The sequence below is a fragment of the Streptomyces sp. 5-10 genome (genome assembly GCF_014712245.1).
Classification (GTDB): domain Bacteria; phylum Actinomycetota; class Actinomycetes; order Streptomycetales; family Streptomycetaceae; genus Streptomyces; species Streptomyces violaceusniger.
In genome coordinates, this window is record NZ_JACVYG010000051.1 from 54,436 (window position 1) to 75,119 (window position 20,684).

The following is a 20,684-nucleotide window of genomic DNA, read 5'->3' on the forward strand; positions in this document are numbered from 1 at the left end:
CCCGCTCCGCCGCCCCCGTGCGGCCGCGCCCCCGTCCGACGGGGCTCAGCTCTCGCCGCCGCGCTCGGCGCCGCCGTCCGCCTCCTCCTGCTCGGCGAGGATGAGGTACAGCCGCTTGCGCGACTCATTGATGACGGAGACGGCCTTCTGCCGCTGCTCCGCGTTGCCCGTCCGCCAGACCTGGGCGAACGCCTCCATCAGCCCGAAGCCCGCCTGGCGGACCTCCTGCATGGCCTCCCAGTCGATACCGCGTCCGGCCTCCTCCCACGGGGCGGCGGGCCCCGCCTCGACCTCGGCGCGGCCGGCGTCGGTGAGCGCGAACAGCTTCTTGCCGCCCTCGCTCTCGCTGCCGATCAGCCCCTCGTCCTCGAGCAGTTGGAGGGTCGGGTACACCGAGCCGGGGCTGGGCCGCCAGGCTCCCCCGCTGCGCTCGGTGATCTCCTGGATCATCTCGTAGCCGTGCATGGGACGGTCCTTCAGCAGGGCCAGGATCGAGGCGCGCACATCGCCGCGCCGCGCCCGCCCGCGCATCCCCCGGCCACCCGGTCCGCCGCGGCCACGGCCGCCGAACGGGGGGCCACCGAACAGGGGGCCGCCGAAGGGCGGACCGTCGAAACCGGGGCCGAACGGGCCGAACGCCGCGCGCCGCCCCTCACGCCCCTCACCTTCGCCCCAGCCACGGCGGCCGGGTCCGCAGTGCTCACGTCCGTGTCCATGTCCATGAGAACGCATCGTGACGCTCCTTTCTATCGTCGATCCATCACGACACTTCAACGATATATCGGAACCGATCGGATGCCAGCCCCTTCTTCCGCCTCCCCGAGATCCCCGATCACCCAGAGAGCCGATTCCCGCACTGCGGCTCCCTCTCTGTCGGTTTCGTCCACCCCCAGAAGGAGCCACATCCGGCCGATTGGCCATGGCTCACCCGCCGCCCGCCGCCTATGGTCGGCTCATGCGGATACGAATCGTCGACGCGTTCACCGACCGCCCCTTCGCCGGCAACCCGGCCGGGGTCGTCCTCCTCGACTCCGACGCCTTCCCGGACGACCACTGGCTCCAGCAGGTCGCCGCCGAGGTCAACCTCGCCGAGACCGCCTTCGCCCACCCCCTCCCCCGGGCCGCGGAGGCGGACTGGGCGCTGCGCTGGTTCACCCCGGTCACCGAGGCGCCCCTGTGCGGCCATGCCACGCTCGCCACCACCCATGTCCTGAAGACCACGGGGGCCGCGACCGGCACGGTCCGCTTCGCCACCCTCAGCGGGGTGATGTCGGCGACGGCCGACGACGGCGGCTCGATCACCCTCGACTTCCCCACCGCCTCACTCACCGAGCTGCCAGTGCCCGAGAAGACGGCCGAGGTCGGCGCGGCGCTCGGCGCCGAGATCGTGGCCGCCCATCACGCCGGCCCGTTCATCGACGACCTCCTGATCGAGGTGGCCGACGAGAAGACCGTGCGCGCCCTGGCCCCCGACCTCGCCGAGCTCAAGCGGATCAGCCACCGGGGCGTCATCGTGACCGCGGCGGCCGAGGACCCCGGGCGTGGCTATGACTTCGTCTCGCGGCTGTTCGCCCCGGGCGTCGGCATCGACGAGGACCCGGTCACCGGCAGCGCGCACACCGCGCTCGCGCCCTACTGGTCGGCCCGGTTCGGCCGCGACGAGCTGACCGGGCTCCAGGTGTCCGCGCGCACCGGCCTGGTACGCACCGCGCTGCGCGGCGACCGTACGCTGCTGACGGGCGGCGCCGTCACCGTCATCGACGGCGAGCTGCTGGTCTGAGGCCCGTCACACGACGCCGGACGGCGGGTCAGGCCGTGGGCAGCCAGTCCACCCGGCCCGCCAGCACGGCGTATCCGACGAAGGCCACGATGTCGATCAGCGCGTGGGCGGCGACCAGCGGCCCCACCCGCCCCCAGCGGCGGTAGAGCAGCACGAAGATCACGCCCATCGCCAGATTGCCGAAGAAGCCGCCGATCCCCTGGTAGAGGTGGTACGAGCCGCGCAGCACCGAGCTGGCCAGCAGGGCGGCCATCGGGGTCCAGCCCAACTGCCCGAGCCTGCGCAGCAGATAGCCGACCACGACCACCTCCTCCAGCACCGCGTTCTGCACGGCGGAGGCGATCAGTACGGGGATCTTCCACCAGACGTCGGGCAGCGACTCGGGCACCACCGTCAGATTGCCCCCGGCCGCCCGTGCCCCGAGGTACAGCAGCAGCCCGGTGCCGCCGATCGCGGCCGCGACCGCGGCGCCCCACGCCAGGTCGAACCGGGGCCGGTCGCGGTCGAGGCCGATCACCCGCAGCCCGGCGCCCTCGCGCAGCAGCAGATGGGCCACGAGCGCGACCGGCACCAGCGCGGTGGTGATGCCGAACAGCTGCCAGGCGAGATCCAGCCAGGGCCGCCCCGGCGCCGCGGAGGAGTTGAGATGGGCCGCCTGGTCCTTCAGCCCGCCCGGTTTGGTCACCGAGCCGATAAAGCTGATCAGCGCGGACAGCGCGCTCGCGCCCAGGGACAGCGCCAGCACGAGCAGCGTCTCGTTGCGCAGCATCCGCCGCGAGAGCCCGTCCTCGACCACGGGCAGCTCCGCGCCCCGCGCCTGTGACCGCACTCCTGTCCCCACTTCCGTCTCTCCGCCTCACGGTGTACCCGCCCCGTTCACCGGACAATACGGGGTCGTGGTCCACGGTGGGGACGTCACCCGGAGAGATCGGTGGGCCAGGTGTGCACCGGTGCGTCGGTCCGCATCAGGGCGCAGTAGCGGCGGGTCATGGCCGCGAGGGCGGCGTCCCGGTCCAGTCCGCCGCCCAGCGCCCGGTGATAGGTGGCCGCCTGCCAGGACGCGCCGTTGACCCCCAGCTTGCAGCGCTCCTCGATCACGCCGAGATAACGGTCGCGGTCGGCGGGCTCCACGCCCCAGGAGTCGAGGCCGGACGCGGCGAGCGGCAGCAGTTCCTCGCGGACCAGCCGTACGGCGGAGGTGCGGGTCAGGGACGCCGAACGGCCGGATTTGGGCCACTGCAGGACCGCGTCGATGCCGTGCCGGCAGGCCGCCTCGAAGTTGGCCGCGGCGGCCGCGAACGGCAGCCGGGTCCACACCGGGCGGGACTCCTCGGCGAGCGCCCTGACCAGACCGTAGTAGAAGGCGGCGTTGGCGATGACATCGGTGACGGTGGGCCCGGCCGGGAGCACGCGGTTCTCCACGCGCAGATGCGGCACACCGTCCACGACGGCGTAGACGGGCCGGTTCCAGCGGTAGATCGTGCCGTTGTGCAGCGCCAGTTCCTGGAGCTCGGGCACCCCGCCCTCGTCCAGCACCCGCAGCGGGTCCTCGTCCTCGCCGGTGGAGAGCAGCGGCGGGAAGTAGCGCAGGTTCTCCTCGAACAGCTCGTAGGCGGAGTCGATCCAGCGCTCGCCGAACCAGGTGCGCGGGCGCGCCCCCTGGCCGGCGATCTCCGGCGGGCGCACATCGGTGGCCTGGAGGAACAGCGGCGGCCGGGATTCACGCCACGCCTCGTGGCCGAAGACGAAGGGGGAGTTGGCGCCCACCGCGATCTGCGCGGCGGCCACCGCCTGCGCCGCGTTCCACGCGTCCGCGAAGCGGCCCGGGGTGACCTGGAGATGGAGCTGGACGGAGGTGCAGGCCGCCTCGGGGGCGATGGAGGAGCTGGCGTAGGTGAATCGCTCCCGGCCCTCGATGTCGATGAGGAAATCCTCGCCGCGGGCGGCCAGCATCTGCTCATTGAGAAGTTTGTAACGGTCGTCATAGGAGAGGTTCGTGGATCCCAGATCGGCCGCGGCGAGAGTTGGCAGAATTCCGATCATCACGATCTCGGAGGACACTTCCCGCGCCTTGCGGTCGGCATATGACAAACCGGTTCGGAGCTCTTCGGAGAGCTGATCGAGAACGCGTCCGTGCAAACGGTGGGGCACGATGTTTACTTCAAGATTGCACTGCCCGAGTTCGGTCTGGAAATCGTGACTCCCGATGCGCTCCAGAACCTCCGCGTTCATCATCCTCGGCAGCCCGTCGGCCCCGGCGAGATTCAGCTCGATCTCCAGCCCCATCAGATTCTTCGGGCGGTCGAATCGCTTGTCCGTCAGGAGCCGGCCCAGCCCGTCGAGGCACTGCCGCAACCGGACGCGCTGCCGTCGCCGGCCGGACGGGTCGAACTCACCGGCTATGAGCTTCTCCCCCATCGAAGCGTCCCTCCTCGAGTGGATCATCGGTGCCGGCCGTGTGCACACCACGCTCGATGATGCCCACCAATGTGATCGATAACGCCCCGCGATCCCCACCCAACCGGTAGGCTCTGTGGAACTGCGCATTGCGCTGGGGAAATGGACCAGCGAGTTCCAGCCTACCGCGCGGACCTCAAAATGCCAGGTCATATCCGTTCATCTGGCACTGAATCGGGGAAAATCCCCGCCTTCTCGGGGTCTGGATAACCTCTTGTCGGCAATATCGGCAACGGCTAGATGAAACACAACGGGAACACTTGTCGTATAAACTCGGCTAACGAGGCAGAGAGGTAACGCCCGAACGGTCTGTTCCGGCTCCCCTCTGACCCGTGTTCCACCGACAGCGCCGCCCAAACCCGGCCCGCTATCGCTTCACCGTGTCTTCAAAGCGAGAGGCGACCCACCATGCCGCTGCATGTGCCCCAGGCCCCCGCGCCCGCCCTGCGCAGCGTCCTCACGGCCCTTGATTCCCCCACCGCCGTCCGCGAGGCCCGCACCCCCGTGCTCTCCACGCTCACCGGCCCCTTCGAACCCGAACTCCCGCTCCCCGTCCATGTCCTGGACGACATCACCACCGCCGACGGCCCGCCGCGCACCCGGCTCACCGGCTGGCGGTTCCTGATCCGCGACGGCGACCGCACGGTGGCCGCCGCGGAGGCGATGCTCACCGCGGACGGCTGGGCCTTCTCGCACTTCTCCGAGGGGCCCTATGTCAGCTCGGCCGAACTCGCCCTGGGCGAGGCCGAGTCGCTGCCCTCGGCGTACCAGCCACGGCTGCTGTCCATCCCCGAGCTCTACATGGTCACGCTCTGGCTGCACGGCGACCTCACCGCGGACGGCGCCGAAGGCGGCCTCGGCGCCGGGGACCTGCTGGTGCCGCTCGCCCCGGCCCCGCCCGGTATCGCCGCCCACCGGGCGCACCGGGCAACCGATCTGCTGCCCGTCCTCACCCACCGGCTGACCCGGGCCCCCTTGCTTGGCTCACCCGCCTGACCTGGAACTTCATCATATTGGGAGCGCCCCGTGACCGCCGGGTCACGGGGCGCTCCGCAGCATCCTCGTAACAGTCCGGCCGCGATGAACCGTCCGGGCGGGTGATGCGTCATTATCTAGCGAGACCGGTACCGCGAAATCCCTGCGGATTCCAGGCCGCGGGGCAACACTGGAGCAATCGACCGACTCAACCACGGGGGGCGGCCATGAACGCCGCAGCGAGCCGCAGGTCCTTCACCACTCCGCAGCGAAAGAACCCTGTCATGTGCCAGCATCAACCACCTTGCCCGTCAGCCGACTCCGCCGACCGGGAGGCCGCCCATCTCGTGGCGCACCACCCGGAGCAGGGCTGGAGCCTGCTGTGCAACGGCGTCCTGCTCTTCGAGGACACCGGTGAGCTGCTGCCGGACGGGCGCGTGATCGCACCGTGCCGACCGCTGGGTTCCGAGCACGTCGTCACCGCGGCCTGACGGCCGCCGTCGACGGCACGTACATATCAGGGGCCGGCCCGGCGCATCCGCCGACCCGGCCCCACTGACGCAACGGGCGGGCTCGAGCCCCCCTCAGCCCTCGTAGGACTCCAGCGGCGGGCAGGAGCAGACCAGGTTACGGTCCCCGTAGGCCCCGTCGATCCGCCGCACCGGCGGCCAGTACTTGTCGGCCGCCGAGACCCCGTCCGGGAAGACCGCTTCCTCCCGGGAGTACGGGTGGTCCCACTCCCCGGTCAGCGACGCCGCCGTGTGCGGGGCGTTCCGCAGTGGATTGTCCTCCTTGGCCCACTCGCCGGAGCCGACCTTCTCGATCTCGGCCCGGATGGCGATCATCGCCTGGCAGAACCGGTCCAGCTCCGCCAGATCCTCGCTCTCGGTCGGCTCGATCATCAGCGTCCCGGCGACCGGGAACGACATCGTCGGCGCGTGGAAGCCGTAGTCGATCAGGCGCTTGGCCACATCGTCCACGGTTACGCCGGTGGCCTTCGTCAGCGGACGCAGATCCACGATGCACTCGTGGGCCACCAGGCCGCCGGGGCCGGTGTAGAGCACCGGGTAGTGCGGCTCGAGGCGCTTGGCGACGTAGTTGGCGCCGAGCACCGCGACCTGGGTCGCGCGGCGCAGCCCCTCGGCGCCCATCAGCCGGATGTACGCCCAGGAGATCGGCAGGATCCCCGCCGAGCCCCACGGCGCGGCCGAGACCGGGCCGACGCCGGTGGCCGGGCCGGCGGCGGGCTGCAGCGGATGGTTGGGGAGGTAGGGCGCCAGATGCTCGCGCACCGCGATCGGGCCGACGCCGGGGCCGCCGCCGCCGTGCGGGATGCAGAAGGTCTTGTGCAGGTTCAGGTGCGAGACATCGCCGCCGAACCGGCCCGGCTCGGCGAGCCCGACCAGCGCGTTGAGGTTGGCTCCGTCCACGTAGACCTGGCCGCCCGCGTCGTGCACGGTCGCGCAGATCTCGGTGATGTGCTCCTCGAACACCCCGTGGGTGGAGGGGTAGGTGACCATCAGGACGGCCAGCTGGTCGCCGTACTGCTCGATCTTGGCGTGCAGGTCGTCGGTGTCCACCTCGCCGTCCTGGCCGGTCTTGACCACGACGACCTTCATGCCCGCCATCACGGCGCTGGCGGCGTTGGTGCCGTGCGCGGAGGACGGGATCAGGCAGACGGTGCGCTGGGTGTCCCCGCCTGCCCGGTGGTAGGCGCGCACCGCCAGCAGCCCGGCGAGCTCGCCCTGGGACCCGGCGTTCGGCTGCAGCGAGACCTTGTCGTAGCCGGTGACCTCGGCCAGCCGCTCCTCCAGCTCACGGATCAGGGTCAGATAGCCCTGGGCCTGCTCGGCCGGTGCGAAGGGGTGCAGCGCGCCGAACTCCGGCCAGGTGACCGGCTCCATCTCGGTGGTCGCGTTGAGCTTCATGGTGCAGGAGCCCAGCGGGATCATGCCCCGGTCCAGGGCGTAGTCCCGGTCGGCCAGGCGCCGCAGATAGCGCAGCATCGCGGTCTCGGAGCGGTGCTGGTGGAAGACCGGGTGGGCCAGATATCCGCTCTGGCGCAGCAGGTCCGCGGGCAGCGCGTCCGGCGCCGAGGCGTCCAGCTCGTCGATCCCGGGGAGCCCGGAGGCGTCGCCGTTGCCGCCGTCCGTCCCGAAGGCGGACCATACGGCGGCGAGCTGCGCACGGCCGGTGGTCTCGTCACAGGCGATGCCGACGTGGTCGGCGTCGGTCAGCCGGAGGTTGACCCCGGCCTCGCGGGCCGCGGCCACGACCTCGGCGGCCCGGCCCGGCACCCGCGCGGTGAGGGTGTCGAAGAACGCGCCGTGCACCACCTCGACGCCACCGGCCCGCAGCCCCTCGGCGAGCACGGAGGCGTAGCGGTGGGTGCGGCGGGCGATCGCCGCGAGCCCGTCCGGGCCGTGGTAGACGGCGTACATCCCGGCCATCACGGCCAGCAGCACCTGTGCGGTGCAGATGTTGCTGGTGGCCTTCTCCCGGCGGATGTGCTGCTCACGGGTCTGCAGCGCCAGCCGGTACGCCTTGTCGCCGTCGGCGTCCACCGAGACCCCGACCAGACGGCCGGGCAGGTTGCGGGCGTAGGCGTCGCGCACCGCCATGAAACCGGCGTGCGGCCCGCCGAAGCCCATCGGGACGCCGAACCGCTGGCTGCTGCCCACCGCGATGTCCGCGCCCAGCTCACCGGGCGAGGTGAGCAGGGTGAGCGCGAGCAGATCGGCGGCGACGGTGACGATCGCGCCGAGCTCATGGGCGCGCTCGATGACCGGGCGCGGATCGCGCACCACACCGGAGGCGCCCGGGTACTGCAGCAGCACGCCGAAGACCCCGCGCTCGGCGATCTCGTCCGGGATGCCCTCGGCCAGGTCGGCGACGACGACCTCGACACCGGTCGGCTCGGCGCGGGTCCGTATGACCGCGATGGTCTGCGGCAGACACTCGGCGTCGATCAGGAAGACGCCCTCCTTGACCTTGCCGACGCGCCGCGACAGCGCCATCGCCTCGGCGGCCGCGGTGGCCTCGTCCAGCAGCGAGGAACCGGCCGTCGGCAGTCCGGTCAGATCGGCGACGACGGTCTGGAAGTTCAGCAGCGCCTCGAGCCGGCCCTGGGAGATCTCCGGCTGGTAGGGCGTGTACGCGGTGTACCAGGCGGGGTTCTCCAGCACATTGCGCAGGATCACCGGCGGGGTGTGGGTGCCGTAGTAGCCGAGGCCGATCATCGACGGCAGCACCTGGTTGCGGTCGGCGAGCGCGCGCAGCTCGGCGAGGACCTCCGGCTCGCTGCGGGCCGGCGGCAGGGCGTCCAGCGCCTCGGTGCTCTTGATGACGTCCGGCACGGCCGCCTCGGTGAGCTCGTCCAGCGAGCCGAAGCCGACCTGGGCCAGCATCTTGGCCTGTGCCTCGCCGTCCGGGCCGATGTGGCGCCGCTCGAACGGAGTACCGGATTCCAAGTCGGAGAGTGCGATGCGATTGGCGGTCATCTGCGGGGGCCTCCTGGTCTGTGACGACCTACGAGGGGCACCGCGGCTCGGGTGCCCGGACGGCCTCCCCCTCTGTCATCTCAACCTGAGAGCTTCACCGGCCCACGTACCGCCTGACCGGTTTTCACCGTCGGTGAGGAGGGGTTCCGGAGCTCTGCTCGCCCGTGGCCCACCCTGCTTTCCAGAGTGACCTCACCCGCACGGTACGTGTGCCTGAGAGATTCCGGGGAGGGTTTGCTCCTTCGGCGCCTCCGACAGCGTCGGCGGAGGACTCTCCCGCACGGGGTCTGCAGCCACAGTCAGCGTACCAGCGGTTCTGCCACGGGGGACGGTCGCGGGCGTTCGAGTGGCCGAGTGCGGCGATGTGGCTTTTTGTAGGTAGCAATGGGCACTTGCCACGTGCTTGTCATCTGTTTGCCACCTGTGGGAGAGAGCGTGCAGACCGATATCGACCCGCGGACCCTGATCGGCCGCAAGGCATTCGACCGCGAGGGCGCCAAGATCGGCACCGTGGACGAGGTCTATCTCGACGACGCGACCGGCGAGCCCGAATGGGCGGCGGTACGCACCGGGCTGTTCAGCCGGGACGTCTTCGTACCGCTCGAACCGAGCGAGGTCGTCGGCGACACCCTGCGGGTGCCGTACGACCGGTCCCTGATCAAGGACGCCCCGGACTTCGGGGTCGGCCGCCACCTCTCCCCCGAGCAGGAGCTTCAGCTCTACCACCACTACGGCCTGGACGTCACGGGCTGACCCCGCCCCCGGCCGGGGCCGGGGCGTGCTCGGACCCACCACCGGGCTCTGGGACCTGCCCGTCCCGGCCCTCGGCCTCGTCCGGGCCCGGGCCTATGCCCTCACCCGCGTCCGGGGCCGGGGTCCCGCCCGGGTCCGAGTCCGCGATCTCCTCCGGAGCCAGGTCCGCGGCCACCCCCCGGTCCGCCTGGGGATCCGCGGCCTTCCCCGGGGCCGAGTCGGTGACCGCCCCCGGGGGCGGATCCGCGCCCTCGGCCTCTCCCGAGTCCGCGGCCGCGGCCGCATCCGCGTCCGGGCGCAGCAGCGGCAGCGGGTCGGCGGGCTGTAGCGCCGGGTCGTCCACGGGGAACGTCCGTACCCGGCCCGGCGGCGACCACGGCTCCTCGAAGCGCACGGTCACCCGGCCCACTCCGCTCCCCTGCACCCAGCCCGCCCCGTACTCGGCGTGCCGTACATCCGAGCCCGGGAGCCAGCGGCGAGGCTTCTCAGCGCCCTCAGACGCCTCTCCCGCGCCCTCTCCCACGGGCTCCGGTCTCTCGGGACCCGGCGGGCGCCCGGCGTCCGCCACGGCCTCGTGAGCGGCCTGAGGGGTCTGAGCGGCCCGAGCCGCTTGTGCGGCCTGCGCGGCTTGGGCGGCTTGGGCGGCTTGGGCGGCCTGTGCGGCCTGTGCGGCCTGTGCGGCTTGAGCGAAGAGATCCTCCTGCGTGTAGTCCGCCAGACCGCTGACCCCGACCCCCAGCAGCCGCACACCCGCCGTGGTGTCCACCCCGTCGATGAGCCGCGCCGCGGCCTCCCGCACCACCGCCGGGTCGTCGGTCGGCCCGCGCAGGGTCTCCGAGCGGGTCAGCGTGGAGAAGTCGTACCGCCGCACCTTGATCACGACCGTCCGCCCCGAGCGGCCCGCCTCGCGCAGCCGCCGCACACAGCGGTCGGCGAGCCGCGCGATCTCCAGCTGCACCCGGGTGCGGTCGGTGAGGTCGACGTCGAAGGTGTCCTCCACCGAAATCGACTTGGCGTCCCGCTCGGCGACGACGGGCCGCTCGTCCCGGCCCTCGGCCATCAGGAACAGCGACGCGCCGTGGGCCCGGCCCAGCAACCGCACCAGCTCGGCCTCGCCCGCCTCCCGCGTCTCGGCCACGGTGTGGATCCCGGCCCGGCGCAGCGCCTCCGCCGTGGCCGGGCCGACGCCCGGGAGCGTCCGCACCGACATCGGGCCGAGCAGATCGCGCTCCGTCCCGGGCTCGATGACCACCAGACCGTCCGGCTTGGCCTGCTCCGAGCCAATCTTGGCGAGCATCTTGGATCCGGCGAGCCCCACCGATCCGGTCAGCCCGGTGACCGCCCGGATGTCGGCCCGCAGCCGCTCCGCCACGGCGCGCGCCGCCTCCACGGTGGGCTCGGTGCCGCCCGCCTCCAGATCGACGAACGCCTCGTCCAGACTCAGCGGCTCCACCAGGGGCGACAGGGTGTGCAGCAGGGCCATGACCTTGTCGCTCACCTTGCGGTAGAGGGCGAAGCGGGGGATGAGGAACGCCGCGTTCGGGCACAGGCGGCGGGCCTGGGCCATCGCCATGGCCGAGTGGACCCCGAAGACCCGGGCCTCGTAGGAGGCCGTGGCCACCACGCCACGCGGCCCCAGGCCCCCTACGATCACCGGCTTGCCGCGCAGGCTGGGTTTGGCCGCCTGCTCCGCCGAGGCGTAGAAGGCGTCCATGTCCAGATGGAGAATCGTCGGCGCACCCCTCACACCTCCGATGCTGCCGCACACCACTGACAATGGGGCGGCACAACGGCCCGGGGGCGGTCCCGGGGCGGCCTTCAGTCCGCTCCGGAGCCTCGGCGGAGGGTCAGCCCTAACCGGCGCGGTTGCGGCGCGCCGCGAGCTCGTCGGTCGGGTTGTGCCGGATCAGCGTCTCGCCGGTGTCCACCCGCTCGCCGTGCAGCTGGGACAGCGCGCTCTCCACATCCCGCCAGACGACGCCCACGGCGATGCCGAAGACGCCCTGGCCGCCCTGGAGGAGGTCCACGACCTCATCGGGCGAGGTGCACTCGTAGACGGTCGCGCCGTCGCTCATGAGCGTCATCTGGGCCAGGTCGTCGAGCTCCCGGGCGCGCAGGTGCGCCACCGCCGCCCGGATGTTCTGGAGCGACACGCCGGTGTCCAGCAGCCGCTTCACGATCTTGAGGACGACCACGTCCCGGAAGCTGTAGAGCCGCTGGCTGCCCGAGCCGTACGCCGGCCGGACGCTCGGCTCCACCAGCCCGGTGCGCGCCCAGTAGTCCAGCTGGCGGTAGGTGATGCCCGCGGCCGCACACGCCGTGGGTCCGCGGTATCCGATCCGCTCCGTCCCCCCCCGCGGCGGGCTCACGCGGCGGTGCGGCCTGTGCCGCGACCCGAGCCTTCAATGCCGGATCGGCCGATGCGCTCCCCTGGAGCGCGTACGGACCTCCGGCCGCCGTGCCGTCGCCGGTGCTTCTCACGCCGACCTCCGTCCTCGACCTGCCACCTTGAAGGTAGGCAGTCACCCGGGGTGCGTCAACGATCGCCACACTCGGCACGCCGAGTGATAATCACCCTAAGGGTGGTTTCCCGTGTCCCTCGTCCGGGAAAGGCTACTCGAATGCGCGAGCGAGGACCGGCATACGGTTCACTGGCTGCTGGTTCCGAAGTCCTCGGGCGAGATCTGGTCGAGGAACTCGCGGAACTTCTCCACCTCGTCCTCCTGCTCGTCCGGGATCGCGATACCGGCGTCGTCCAGCACGCCGTCACTGCCGTAGATCGGCGTTCCGGTGCGCAGCGCGAGCGCTATGGCGTCGGATGGCCGGGCACTGACCTCCACGCCGCTGGCGAAGACCAGCTCCGCGTAGAAGACCCCCTCGCGCAGATCCGTGATCCGGACCTCCGTGAGCTGCTGGCCGACCGCTTCGAGTACGTCTTTGAAAAGGTCATGGGTCAGCGGGCGCGCCGGAGCCATGCCCTGCTGAGCGAAGGCGATCGCGGTCGCCTCACCTGGTCCGATCCAGATGGGGAGGTAGCGGTCGCCTCCCACTTCACGCAGGAGCACGATCGGTTGGTTGGAGGGCATTTCCACCCGGACACCCACGACGTCGAGCTCGTTCACACAGCAACCCTAGGACGTGCCCGGCCGGTTTGGATAGTCGGGGCCCGGTCGGTCACCGCTCCCGGACCCTCAGAGCCGACCGCACCAGGGCCGCGTGCAGCTGTACGGAGAGCGTGGCGAGCTCCCGCACACTGGCCTCCGCATGCGCTCTGGTCTGCGGGTTTCTATGCAACCGCAGCGGCGCGACCACCTGCTCGACCATTCCGGCCTCGCGCTCGGCGGAGGCTTTCATGATTCGCAGATGACGTGGTTCCAGGCCGAAACGACCGAGCTCGGCGATGAGCCGGGCGACGGTCACCGCCTCGATGTCGTACCCGCCGTCCGCGGTCGGCGCGAGCAGCCCGTACGACTCCCATTCGGCCAGCTCCGCCTCGCTGACCTCGGCCGTTGCCAGCAGCTCGGCACGGCCGACCCGGGCGGCCGTGGGGCCGTCCGGGGCCGCGTCGGTGCCGCCGTCGAGCAGCCCTGGCTGCCGCGCTCCCTGCGAAACGGCAGGAAGCTGCAACGGTTCGCCCCGCTCCAGGGCGTCCAGATGCTCCCGGATGACCTTGAGCGGCAGGTAGTGGTCACGCTGCATCCGGAGGATGTGGCCGAGCCGCTCCACATCCTGCTGGCTGAATTTGCGGTAGCCGGACGGCGTCCGCCGCGGCTCCACCAGCCCCTCCGACTCCAAGAAGCGGATCTTGGAGATGGTGACCTCGGGGAACTCGTCCCGCAACAGATTCAGCACGGTGCCGATGCTCATCGACCGGCCGCCCGTGGGGGCGGTGCCGGTATCGGCACCGCCCGACGGTGTCTGAAGCATGGACCTCCCCTGACGGGTCAGATGCCGACGCCCCGCTGGCTCGGGTAGAAGACCAGCCGGTACTTACCGATCTGCACCTCGTCCCCACTGGCCAGGACCACCGCCGCGTCGATCTGCTCCCGGTTGACATACGTCCCGTTGAGGCTGCCGACGTCCGCGACGGTGAAGCTGCCGTCCTGGCCGCGCCGGAACTCCACATGGCGGCGGGAGACGGTCACATCGTCCAGGAAGATGTCGCTCTGCGGGTGACGGCCCGCCGTGGTGACATCGCTGTCCAGCAGGAAGCGGCTGCCGGAATTCGGCCCGCGGCGGACCACCAGCAGCGCCGACCCCAGGGGCAGCGCCTCGACGGCGGCCTGCGCCTCCGGGCTGAGCGACGGCAGCGGCGTCTGCCCGGTCACCTCGGAGTCGTACGCCTCGAGACCCGAGATCGAAATGGTGGAGGTGGTCTCCGAGGCACGCTCGGAGGGCGCGCCGCCCCGCAGCGGGGCGCCGCAATTGGAGCAGAACCGGCTGGCCTCCGCGTTCCGGTGGCCACACCGCTGACAGACCGGCAAGCCGAACCCTCCACCACTGTGAGAGGCCGATGGGTCCTCGAAACCTATGGGCCCGGCCGCGGAGGGGTCAACAGACGCGCCCTGCCCGCCGACCTGGTCACGGAAGAGCGGGCGCTCCTCGGTTCCCCCTCCGCTCTCCTCCGCTCCACGCGAGGCGCGGTGGCGAGCGGTGCTGCTGCCGCCGTCCTGGCGGGCACTCTTACCGAACAACTTCCCGAACAACTTCACGGGCGATTCCCCTTGACTGAAACAGACCCGCCCGTGGGGCAGGACAAACCCTCGATGCACACACCAGACGGTCCGGACATCCTCACAACGTCCGTGACCACCAGACAGTTTCCATCACGCGCGGATCTTCCGGTGCGTTGACCCCCCGCGTCCACATGGTCTCCCCGAGAGACCCTCATTTCGAACCGCCTCACCGTGATGACGACCGAGCGTAGTCAGGCCGCTTCGCCGATCGCAAGGCATCCACAACGATCTTCTTCTCCCGCCGCACGGACACAGTGGCCTGCTCCTTCTCCAGGCTCTGCACCACCCCGCCCGGGATGTTCAGGGCCGGCTCCAGATCCTCCGGCTTGCCGATCACCTTCACAACATACGGTCGCGTCACTTTCCGTCCATCGATCCGGATCGCGCCACCGCTGTCCGAGAAGTAGGTGCCGGCGACCACGCGCACCTTGCCGATCTGGATCGCCTCGGCGCCCGCCGCGCGCAGCTCCTGGACCGTGTCGAGCAGCATGTCCGACTCCACGGAGCCCCGGGAGTCGTCGATGGTGATCGTGATACCAGGACCCTGCGCTGCCACCGTACCGGCGAGCACACCCAGCTGCTGCTCCTTCTGGAGCGTCTGCTTCCGGGCCTCCTCGGCCTGGTCCGAGCTGTTCTCCAGCTCGGTGCGCTGGTTCTCGAGGCGGCGCTTCTCGTCCTGGAGCCGCTGGGTGCGGGAGTCCAGCTCGTCGAGGATCCGGACCAGGTCCTCCTGCCGGGCGCCGCGCAGCACGCTGTTCTCGTTGGTCGAGCGCACCTGGATGGCGAGGCCCAGGCCGAGGCCGAAGAGCAGCAGGGCCACGATCAGCTGCGCACGGGTGAGCCGCGGCGGCCATACGCCCTTCACCAGCCGCTGGCGGCCGGTCAGGGCGTCCTCCGGCCCCCGACCGGCCCCGGGGCTCCCAGGCCCGGGAGCGGGGCCGGGGGTGGGCCCCACACGCTCTCCGGGGCCGCTCCGGGACCCGTCGGTGGGCCTGGGGCCCTCGGCACGCGTCCCGGGCGTGTCCGCCGTGACGGGCCGGCCCTGGGCCTGCGGCGGCAGGGCCTCGGGCAGCACGGCCTTGGGCAGGGGCTTCCGCAGAGCGAGGTCCTTGAAGCCGCCGGGCGGGGGCGTGGCGGGCCTGCCCGGCCGCTCCGCGGGCGCGTCACGGCGCTCGGGCCTCCGGGCGGGCGACGGGGTGCCCGGGCGCGGCGGTCCGGCCGCCGAGGGCCGCTGAGGCTCGGCCCGCTTCGGCTCGGCCCGCTCGCGGGGCTCCCCGGGGGGCGCGGGCTGCTCGGGCGCCTCCGGCCGGCGCGGCGGTTCGGGCGACCGCCGGGGCTGCTCAGCGGCCTTCTCGGGCGTGTCGGCCGGTGCCACTCGTCCGGCCTTCGCGTCCCTCTCGGCCTGCTCCGGCGTGTCGGCAGGCTGCCGCGGCGCCTCAGCCGACTGCTGTCGCGGCGTGTCGGCGGGCTGTCGCGGCGTGTCGGCCTGCCGTCGGTTTTCGGCCGACCGCGCCCTCTCGGGCTTCTCCGGGGTGTCGTCGGTCGTCATCGGCCTCACGCCCGGAACACATGGCGGCGGATCGCGGCCGCGTTGGAGAAGATCCGGATACCGAGCACGACCACCACTCCCGTCGACAGCTGGGCACCGACGCCCAGCTTGTCACCGAGGAAGACGATCAGTGCGGCCACCACCACATTGGACAGGAACGATACGACGAAGACCTTGTCGTCGAAGATCCCGTCCAGCATCGCCCGGAAGCCGCCGAAGACCGCGTCCAGTGCCGCCACGACGGCGATCGGCAGATAGGGCTCGACCACCGTCGGCACCACGGGTCGGACCACGAGTCCCACCACGACTCCCACGATGAGCCCCAATACGGCGATCACGATGTGCCCTTCCCTGTGTCGGCGTCACCCTTGCCGGAGCCACCGGCTATCGGTTCCGCGGTGCGTACGATCAGGCTCGGCGCGGCCGGAAGCCGGAGCGAGTCCTGGACGGAAATGCTCGTGCGGATGTCATAGTTCTGCTGCAGCACATGAAGGTACTGTCCGTCCGCACTGTTCTGGAAAGCGGTGCTCAGCCGCTGCCCGTCCCCCACCGCGAGCACCGTATACGGGGGCGCCAGCGGCTTGTTGTCGACCAGTATGGCGTCTCCCGCGGCCCTGATCGCCGAGAGCGCCGTCAGCCGCTGCCCGTTGATCGAGACGGCCTCCGCGCCCGACTCCCACAGGCCGTTGACGACGCGCTGCATGTCGTGGTCGCGCACCCGGCCGGTGTCGGAGAAGTCGGCGCTCTCCCGTGGTCCCCCGCCGCTGCTCGCCGCGTCCTTGGCGTCGTCGACCACCAGCTTCACCCCGGGGCCCGTCACCTCGTTGGCCCCCGAGAGCAGCGCCACCAGATCGGCCTTTGCTCCGCCGTCCTTCTCCAGTGCCTGCCGCTGCTTCTCCCCGACCTCGCCGCGGAGCTTGTCCACGCTCCGGGCGAGCTTGTCCGCGTTCGAGTTCCCGGTCTCGATGCGGTCGATCAGCTCTCCCCGCTCCTTGGCCAGCGTCGGCGCCGATATCCGCGCCTCGGCGGCCCCGACGGTGATGACGACCGCGACCAGGACGAGACCGAAGGCCAGCCCCAGTTTGGCCCGCACAGTGCGCGGCAGGCCCGAGCGACCGGTCTCCCCGCGCCGCGCGGCGGCCTCGGCGTAGCCGTCGTCAAGGCTGTGGTCCATCACATTGGTCAGCAGCGACATGGACGCGTCGAGGCGCGGGCGTGGGCGCGGCGATGCTGTGCTCCGAACGGGGGGCTGCTGCGACATGCCGCACATCGTCGCACGTGGGGGCCGCCGCCACCGAATGGCCCCTCCGGCGTGCCGGATCCGGGACCTCGGGACGGCGGCCCCACGCGCTCAGACGTGCTCGGGCGGGACCGGGATCAGCGCCCCGCGCTGTCCACGACGCTCGACCACTCGTCCAGCAGGGCCTGCGCGGACGCGTCGTCCGGGCCCTCCGCCCACAGATGGGTGACCGCCTCGGCCGGGTCGGGCAGCACCATGACCCACCGCCCGTCGGTCTCCACGACCCGCACCCCGTCGGTGGTGTCCACGGAACGGTCTCCCGCGGCCTCCACCACATGCCGCATGACCAGGCCCTTGACCGCCCAGGGGGTGGCCAGATCGCGCCGCTGGACATGCGCCCGCGGGATCCGCGCGTCGATCTGACTCAGCGTCAGCTGAGTGCGCGCCACCAGCCCGATCAGCCGGACGAAGGCGGCCGTGCCGTCGAAGACGCTGCTGAACTCGGGGATGATGAACCCGCCGCGCCCGTCGCCTCCGAAGATGGTGGACTCCGACCGGGCGACCCGGGTGAGATCGTCCGCCGCGGTGGTCGTCCACTCCACCTGTGTGCCGTGGTACGCCGCCACCTGCTCGGCGATACGGGTCGTGGTCACCGGAAGCGCCACCCGCCCGCTCCGTCGCTCCGCGGCCACCAGGTCGAGCATCACCAGCAGCGCCCGGTCGTCCTCCACGATGCGGCCGCGCTCGTCGACGAGCGAGAACCGCTCCCCGACCGGGTCGAACCGCACGCCGAACGCGGCACGCGCCGAGGCGACGATCTCGCCGAGCCGGGCCAGCCCCGACCGGCGGGCGTCGGCGGTCTCCGTCGGACGCGACTCGTCCAGGCCCGGGTTGATGGTCAGCGCGTCCACCCCGAGCCGGCCCAGCAGGCTGGGGAGCACCAGCCCGGCGCTGCCGTTGGCGGCGTCCACGACGACCTTCAGACCGGACTCGGCGATGCCGCTGATGTCCACGGCGCGCAGCAGCGAGCCCGTGTACGAGTCGAAGACGCTCGACGGGAAGCTGAGGTCACCGATCTCGCCCGGGAACGCCCTGCGGTACTCCTGACGGGCGTACACCCGGTCCAGCTTCCGCTGACCGCCCGCGGACAGATCCGCGCCCCGCTCGTCGAAGAACATGATGTCGACCGAGTCCGGCACCCCGGGCGAGGTCCGGATCATGAAGCCGCCGGCGCTGCCGCGCGCGGTCTGCTGCCGGGCCACCGGCAGCGGCACGTTCTCCAGGTCCCGTACGTCGATGGCGCTGGTCTGCAGGGCGGAGATCATCGCCCGCTTGAGCGCCCGCGCGCCCCTGGAATGGTCACGCGCCGTGGTGACCGTGGAGCCCTTCTTGAGGGTCGTGGCGTACGCCCCGGCGAGCCGCACCGCGAGCTCCGGGGTGATCTCCACATTGAGGATGCCGGAGACGCCGCGGGCGCCGAACAGATGGGCCTGCCCCCGGGACTCCCAGATCACCGAGGTGTTGACGAACGCGCCCGCCTCGATGGTCTTGAACGGATAGACCCGGACATTGCCCTGGACGATCGATTCCTCGCCGATCAGGCACTCATCGCCGATGACGGCCCCGTCCTCGATCCGGGCGGCGCGCATGATGTCGGTGTTCTTGCCGATGACACAGCCGCGCAGATTGCTCTGCTGGCCGACGTACACGTTGTCGTGTACCACCGCCTTGTGGAGGAAGGCGCCGCTCTTCACCACGACATTGGAGCCGACGACGGTGTGCTCACGGATCTCGGCACCGGCCTCCACCTTGGCGTAGTCCCCGATGTAGAGCGGACCGCGGAGCACGGCCTCCGGATGCACATCCGCCCCTTCGGCGACCCATACGCCGGGCGAGATCTCGAATCCGTCGAGCTCGACATCGACCTTGCCCTCGAGAACGTCCGCCTGGGCCTTCACATAGCTCTCGTGGGTGCCGACGTCCTCCCAGTAGCCCTCGGCGACATAGCCGAAGATGGGCTTGCCTTCCTTCATCAGCTGGGGGAAGACATCTCCGGACCAGTCGACCGGAACATCGGGATCGACATAGTCGAAGACTTCCGGCTCCATGACATAGATGCCGGTGTTGACGGTATCCGAGAAGACCTGACCCCAGGTGGGCTTCTCCAGGAAGCGCTCGACCTTTCCGCCCTCGTCGACGATGGTGATACCGAACTCGAGCGGATTGGGAACGCGGGTCAAGCAGACGGTGACAAGGGCGCCCTTTTCCTTATGGAAATTGATCAGATCCGTGAGGTCGAAATCCGTCAGGGCATCACCCGAGATCACCAGGAAGGTGTCGTCCTTGAGTGCTTCCTCCGCGTTCTTGACGCTTCCGGCGGTGCCGAGTGGCTTCTCCTCGTTGGCGTACGTGAGCTCCATGTCGAGCTCCTCGCCGTCACCGAAGTAGTTCTTGACGAGGGAGGCGAGGAACTGGACTGTCACCACGGTCTCGCTGAGACCATGCCGCTTGAGCAGCCGCAGCACATGTTCCATGATCGGCCGGTTGGCCACGGGCAGCAGCGGTTTGGGCATGGTCGAGGTCATCGGGCGCAGACGAGTCCCCTCGCCCCCTGCCATCACGACGGCCTTCATATCGGAAGCGTCCTCCTTGAAGAGACGACGGTCATGCCGACCGCGCACGCCCGATGGCCCATACACCTAAAGCGCTACGGGCCCCGGCCTCTATGGACGCCGCTACGGCGAGCTCAGTCGGCCGCGGTGTCCGCCCTGACGAGACGGCGGACCTGAACCACGTAGAGGACTCCTGCCCACCAATAGAGTGTTGTACCCCATCCGGCGAACGCCCATCCGAAAATAGCAGCGGTCGTGTGAAGCCAGCCACTTCCCTCACTCAGAAGGAGCAACGGGAAGGCATACATCAGGTTGAAGGTGGCCGCCTTGCCGAGGAAGTTCACCTGGGGTGGCGGATAGCCATGGCGCCGGAGGATGCCCACCATCACCAGCAGAACCAGCTCCCGCGCGAGAAGGACCGCGGTGAGCCAGAGGGGCAGGATCTCGCGCCAGGTGAGACCGACAAGAGTCGACAGTATGTAGAGGCGGTCGGCCGCCGGGTCGAGAAGCCGGCCGAGACTGCTGATCTGGTTCCAGCGGCGGGCCAGCTTCCCGTCGAGATAGTCGCTGACACCGCTGAGCGCCAGTACCAGCAGCGCCCAGCCATCGCTGTTGGGCCCGCCGAACTCGGGCCGGAGGATCAGCCACAGGAAAAGCGGCACGCCGACGAGGCGCGCAGCGCTGAGGATGTTCGGGATGGTGAGCACGCGGTCCGTCTGAACGCGTGTCTCCTGTACCTCCACCCGGGAGCCTCCCGTGAGAAACAGGCCGATGATGCTCCATGACTCTACCGGTAGGCCCGCACAGGCCCCGCACCGGGGCGTAGTGGACATGGGCACGAAAAAGACCCCGAGGGGAACGAATTTCCCTCGGGGTCTCTTGGAAGAATTGTTCGGCGGCGTCCTACTCTCCCACAGGGTCCCCCCTGCAGTACCATCGGCGCTGAAAGGCTTAGCTTCCGGGTTCGGAATGTAACCGGGCGTTTCCCTAACGCTATAACCACCGAAACACTATGAAGCTTTGAACCGGACCCAGCCCCGCACAAGCGGGGCGGTCAAACGGTTCGTTGCTTCAGAACCAAC

17 protein-coding genes, 1 rRNA gene, 1 pseudogene and 2 riboswitches are annotated in these 20,684 nt (G+C 70.6%); of the genes and pseudogenes, 4 read left to right on the plus strand and 15 right to left on the minus strand.

Features of this window, described 5'->3' with window-relative positions:
* Positions 1 to 45 precede the first annotated feature (45 nt).
* The gene (locus IEJ02_RS38225; RefSeq protein ID WP_191069000.1) at positions 46 to 732 is read right to left on the minus strand and encodes a PadR family transcriptional regulator; all 687 of its coding nucleotides are present in this window, start codon (positions 730 to 732) and stop codon (positions 46 to 48) included.
* Between the two features lie 223 nt (positions 733 to 955).
* Here IEJ02_RS38225 and IEJ02_RS38230 point away from each other — a divergent pair, with 223 nt between their 5' ends.
* Positions 956 to 1,780: a PhzF family phenazine biosynthesis protein gene (locus tag IEJ02_RS38230; protein ID WP_191069001.1), complete on the plus strand. Its 825-nt coding sequence runs from the start codon at positions 956 to 958 to the stop codon at positions 1,778 to 1,780.
* A gap of 28 nt (positions 1,781 to 1,808) precedes the next feature.
* Here the strand turns inward: IEJ02_RS38230 and IEJ02_RS38235 are convergent, their stop codons facing one another.
* On the minus strand, positions 1,809 to 2,549 hold the full coding sequence (locus tag IEJ02_RS38235; RefSeq protein ID WP_223865150.1) for a CPBP family intramembrane glutamic endopeptidase: 741 nt from the start codon (positions 2,547 to 2,549) through the stop codon (positions 1,809 to 1,811).
* Between the two features lie 146 nt (positions 2,550 to 2,695).
* Entirely contained in the window at positions 2,696 to 4,198 is a 1,503-nt protein-coding gene (locus tag IEJ02_RS38240; RefSeq protein ID WP_191069002.1) for a glutamate-cysteine ligase family protein, read from the minus strand.
* Positions 4,199 to 4,645: 447 nt separating this feature from the next.
* On the opposite strand from IEJ02_RS38240, the gene IEJ02_RS38245 reads away from it, so the two are divergent.
* A complete protein-coding gene (locus tag IEJ02_RS38245) occupies positions 4,646 to 5,233 on the plus strand; it encodes a hypothetical protein (RefSeq protein ID WP_191069003.1) in 588 nt (195 codons plus the stop codon).
* Positions 5,234 to 5,496: 263 nt separating this feature from the next.
* Complete coding sequence (locus IEJ02_RS38250; protein ID WP_037964925.1) at positions 5,497 to 5,703, plus strand: DUF5999 family protein; 207 nt, start codon at positions 5,497 to 5,499, stop codon at positions 5,701 to 5,703.
* Positions 5,704 to 5,796: 93 nt separating this feature from the next.
* Here IEJ02_RS38250 and gcvP read toward each other — a convergent pair whose 3' ends face one another.
* The gene (gene gcvP, locus IEJ02_RS38255; protein ID WP_191069004.1) at positions 5,797 to 8,712 is read right to left on the minus strand and encodes an aminomethyl-transferring glycine dehydrogenase; all 2,916 of its coding nucleotides are present in this window, start codon (positions 8,710 to 8,712) and stop codon (positions 5,797 to 5,799) included.
* Between the two features lie 65 nt (positions 8,713 to 8,777).
* Positions 8,778 to 8,902: riboswitch (glycine riboswitch) on the minus strand.
* 1 nt (position 8,903) lies between these two features.
* Positions 8,904 to 9,001, minus strand: a riboswitch (glycine riboswitch).
* Positions 9,002 to 9,135: 134 nt separating this feature from the next.
* On the opposite strand from gcvP, the gene IEJ02_RS38260 reads away from it, so the two are divergent.
* On the plus strand, positions 9,136 to 9,465 hold the full coding sequence (locus tag IEJ02_RS38260) for a PRC-barrel domain-containing protein (protein ID WP_370467186.1): 330 nt from the start codon (positions 9,136 to 9,138) through the stop codon (positions 9,463 to 9,465).
* Here IEJ02_RS38260 and IEJ02_RS38265 read toward each other — a convergent pair.
* From IEJ02_RS38265 to rrf, 11 genes and pseudogenes are all read right to left on the minus strand, one after another.
* Positions 9,455 to 11,212 (minus strand): DNA polymerase IV, encoded by a 1,758-nt coding sequence (locus IEJ02_RS38265; protein WP_191069005.1) that lies wholly within the window; start codon positions 11,210 to 11,212, stop codon positions 9,455 to 9,457. The genes IEJ02_RS38260 and IEJ02_RS38265 overlap by 11 nt on opposite strands.
* Before the next feature lie 106 nt (positions 11,213 to 11,318).
* Positions 11,319 to 11,946, minus strand: a pseudogene (locus IEJ02_RS38270) (MerR family transcriptional regulator).
* Between the two features lie 167 nt (positions 11,947 to 12,113).
* Entirely contained in the window at positions 12,114 to 12,587 is a 474-nt protein-coding gene (locus tag IEJ02_RS38275) for a bifunctional nuclease family protein (protein ID WP_014058684.1), read from the minus strand.
* Positions 12,588 to 12,639: 52 nt separating this feature from the next.
* Positions 12,640 to 13,392, minus strand: a complete 753-nt coding sequence (gene ftsR, locus IEJ02_RS38280; protein ID WP_191069006.1) for a transcriptional regulator FtsR — start codon at positions 13,390 to 13,392, stop codon at positions 12,640 to 12,642.
* A 17-nt stretch (positions 13,393 to 13,409) separates the two neighbouring features.
* The gene (locus IEJ02_RS38285; RefSeq protein ID WP_370467187.1) at positions 13,410 to 14,237 is read right to left on the minus strand and encodes an FHA domain-containing protein; all 828 of its coding nucleotides are present in this window, start codon (positions 14,235 to 14,237) and stop codon (positions 13,410 to 13,412) included.
* A gap of 130 nt (positions 14,238 to 14,367) precedes the next feature.
* Positions 14,368 to 15,261: a DUF881 domain-containing protein gene (locus IEJ02_RS38290; RefSeq protein WP_370467188.1), complete on the minus strand. Its 894-nt coding sequence runs from the start codon at positions 15,259 to 15,261 to the stop codon at positions 14,368 to 14,370.
* A 494-nt stretch (positions 15,262 to 15,755) separates the two neighbouring features.
* Positions 15,756 to 16,088: a small basic family protein gene (locus tag IEJ02_RS38295; RefSeq protein ID WP_014058688.1), complete on the minus strand. Its 333-nt coding sequence runs from the start codon at positions 16,086 to 16,088 to the stop codon at positions 15,756 to 15,758.
* A complete protein-coding gene (locus IEJ02_RS38300) occupies positions 16,085 to 17,011 on the minus strand; it encodes a DUF881 domain-containing protein (protein WP_191069007.1) in 927 nt (308 codons plus the stop codon). Before IEJ02_RS38300 ends, IEJ02_RS38295 begins: the two co-directional genes overlap by 4 nt.
* A gap of 116 nt (positions 17,012 to 17,127) precedes the next feature.
* On the minus strand, positions 17,128 to 19,623 hold the full coding sequence (locus IEJ02_RS38305; protein ID WP_037964941.1) for a mannose-1-phosphate guanyltransferase: 2,496 nt from the start codon (positions 19,621 to 19,623) through the stop codon (positions 17,128 to 17,130).
* Between the two features lie 113 nt (positions 19,624 to 19,736).
* Positions 19,737 to 20,345 carry a cardiolipin synthase ClsA gene (gene clsA, locus IEJ02_RS38310; RefSeq protein ID WP_137976679.1) on the minus strand — a complete coding sequence of 203 codons (609 nt, stop codon included), beginning with the start codon at positions 20,343 to 20,345 and terminating at the stop codon, positions 19,737 to 19,739.
* A gap of 147 nt (positions 20,346 to 20,492) precedes the next feature.
* Positions 20,493 to 20,609 (minus strand): 5S ribosomal RNA (rrf, locus tag IEJ02_RS38315).
* Positions 20,610 to 20,684: the final 75 nt, after the last annotated feature.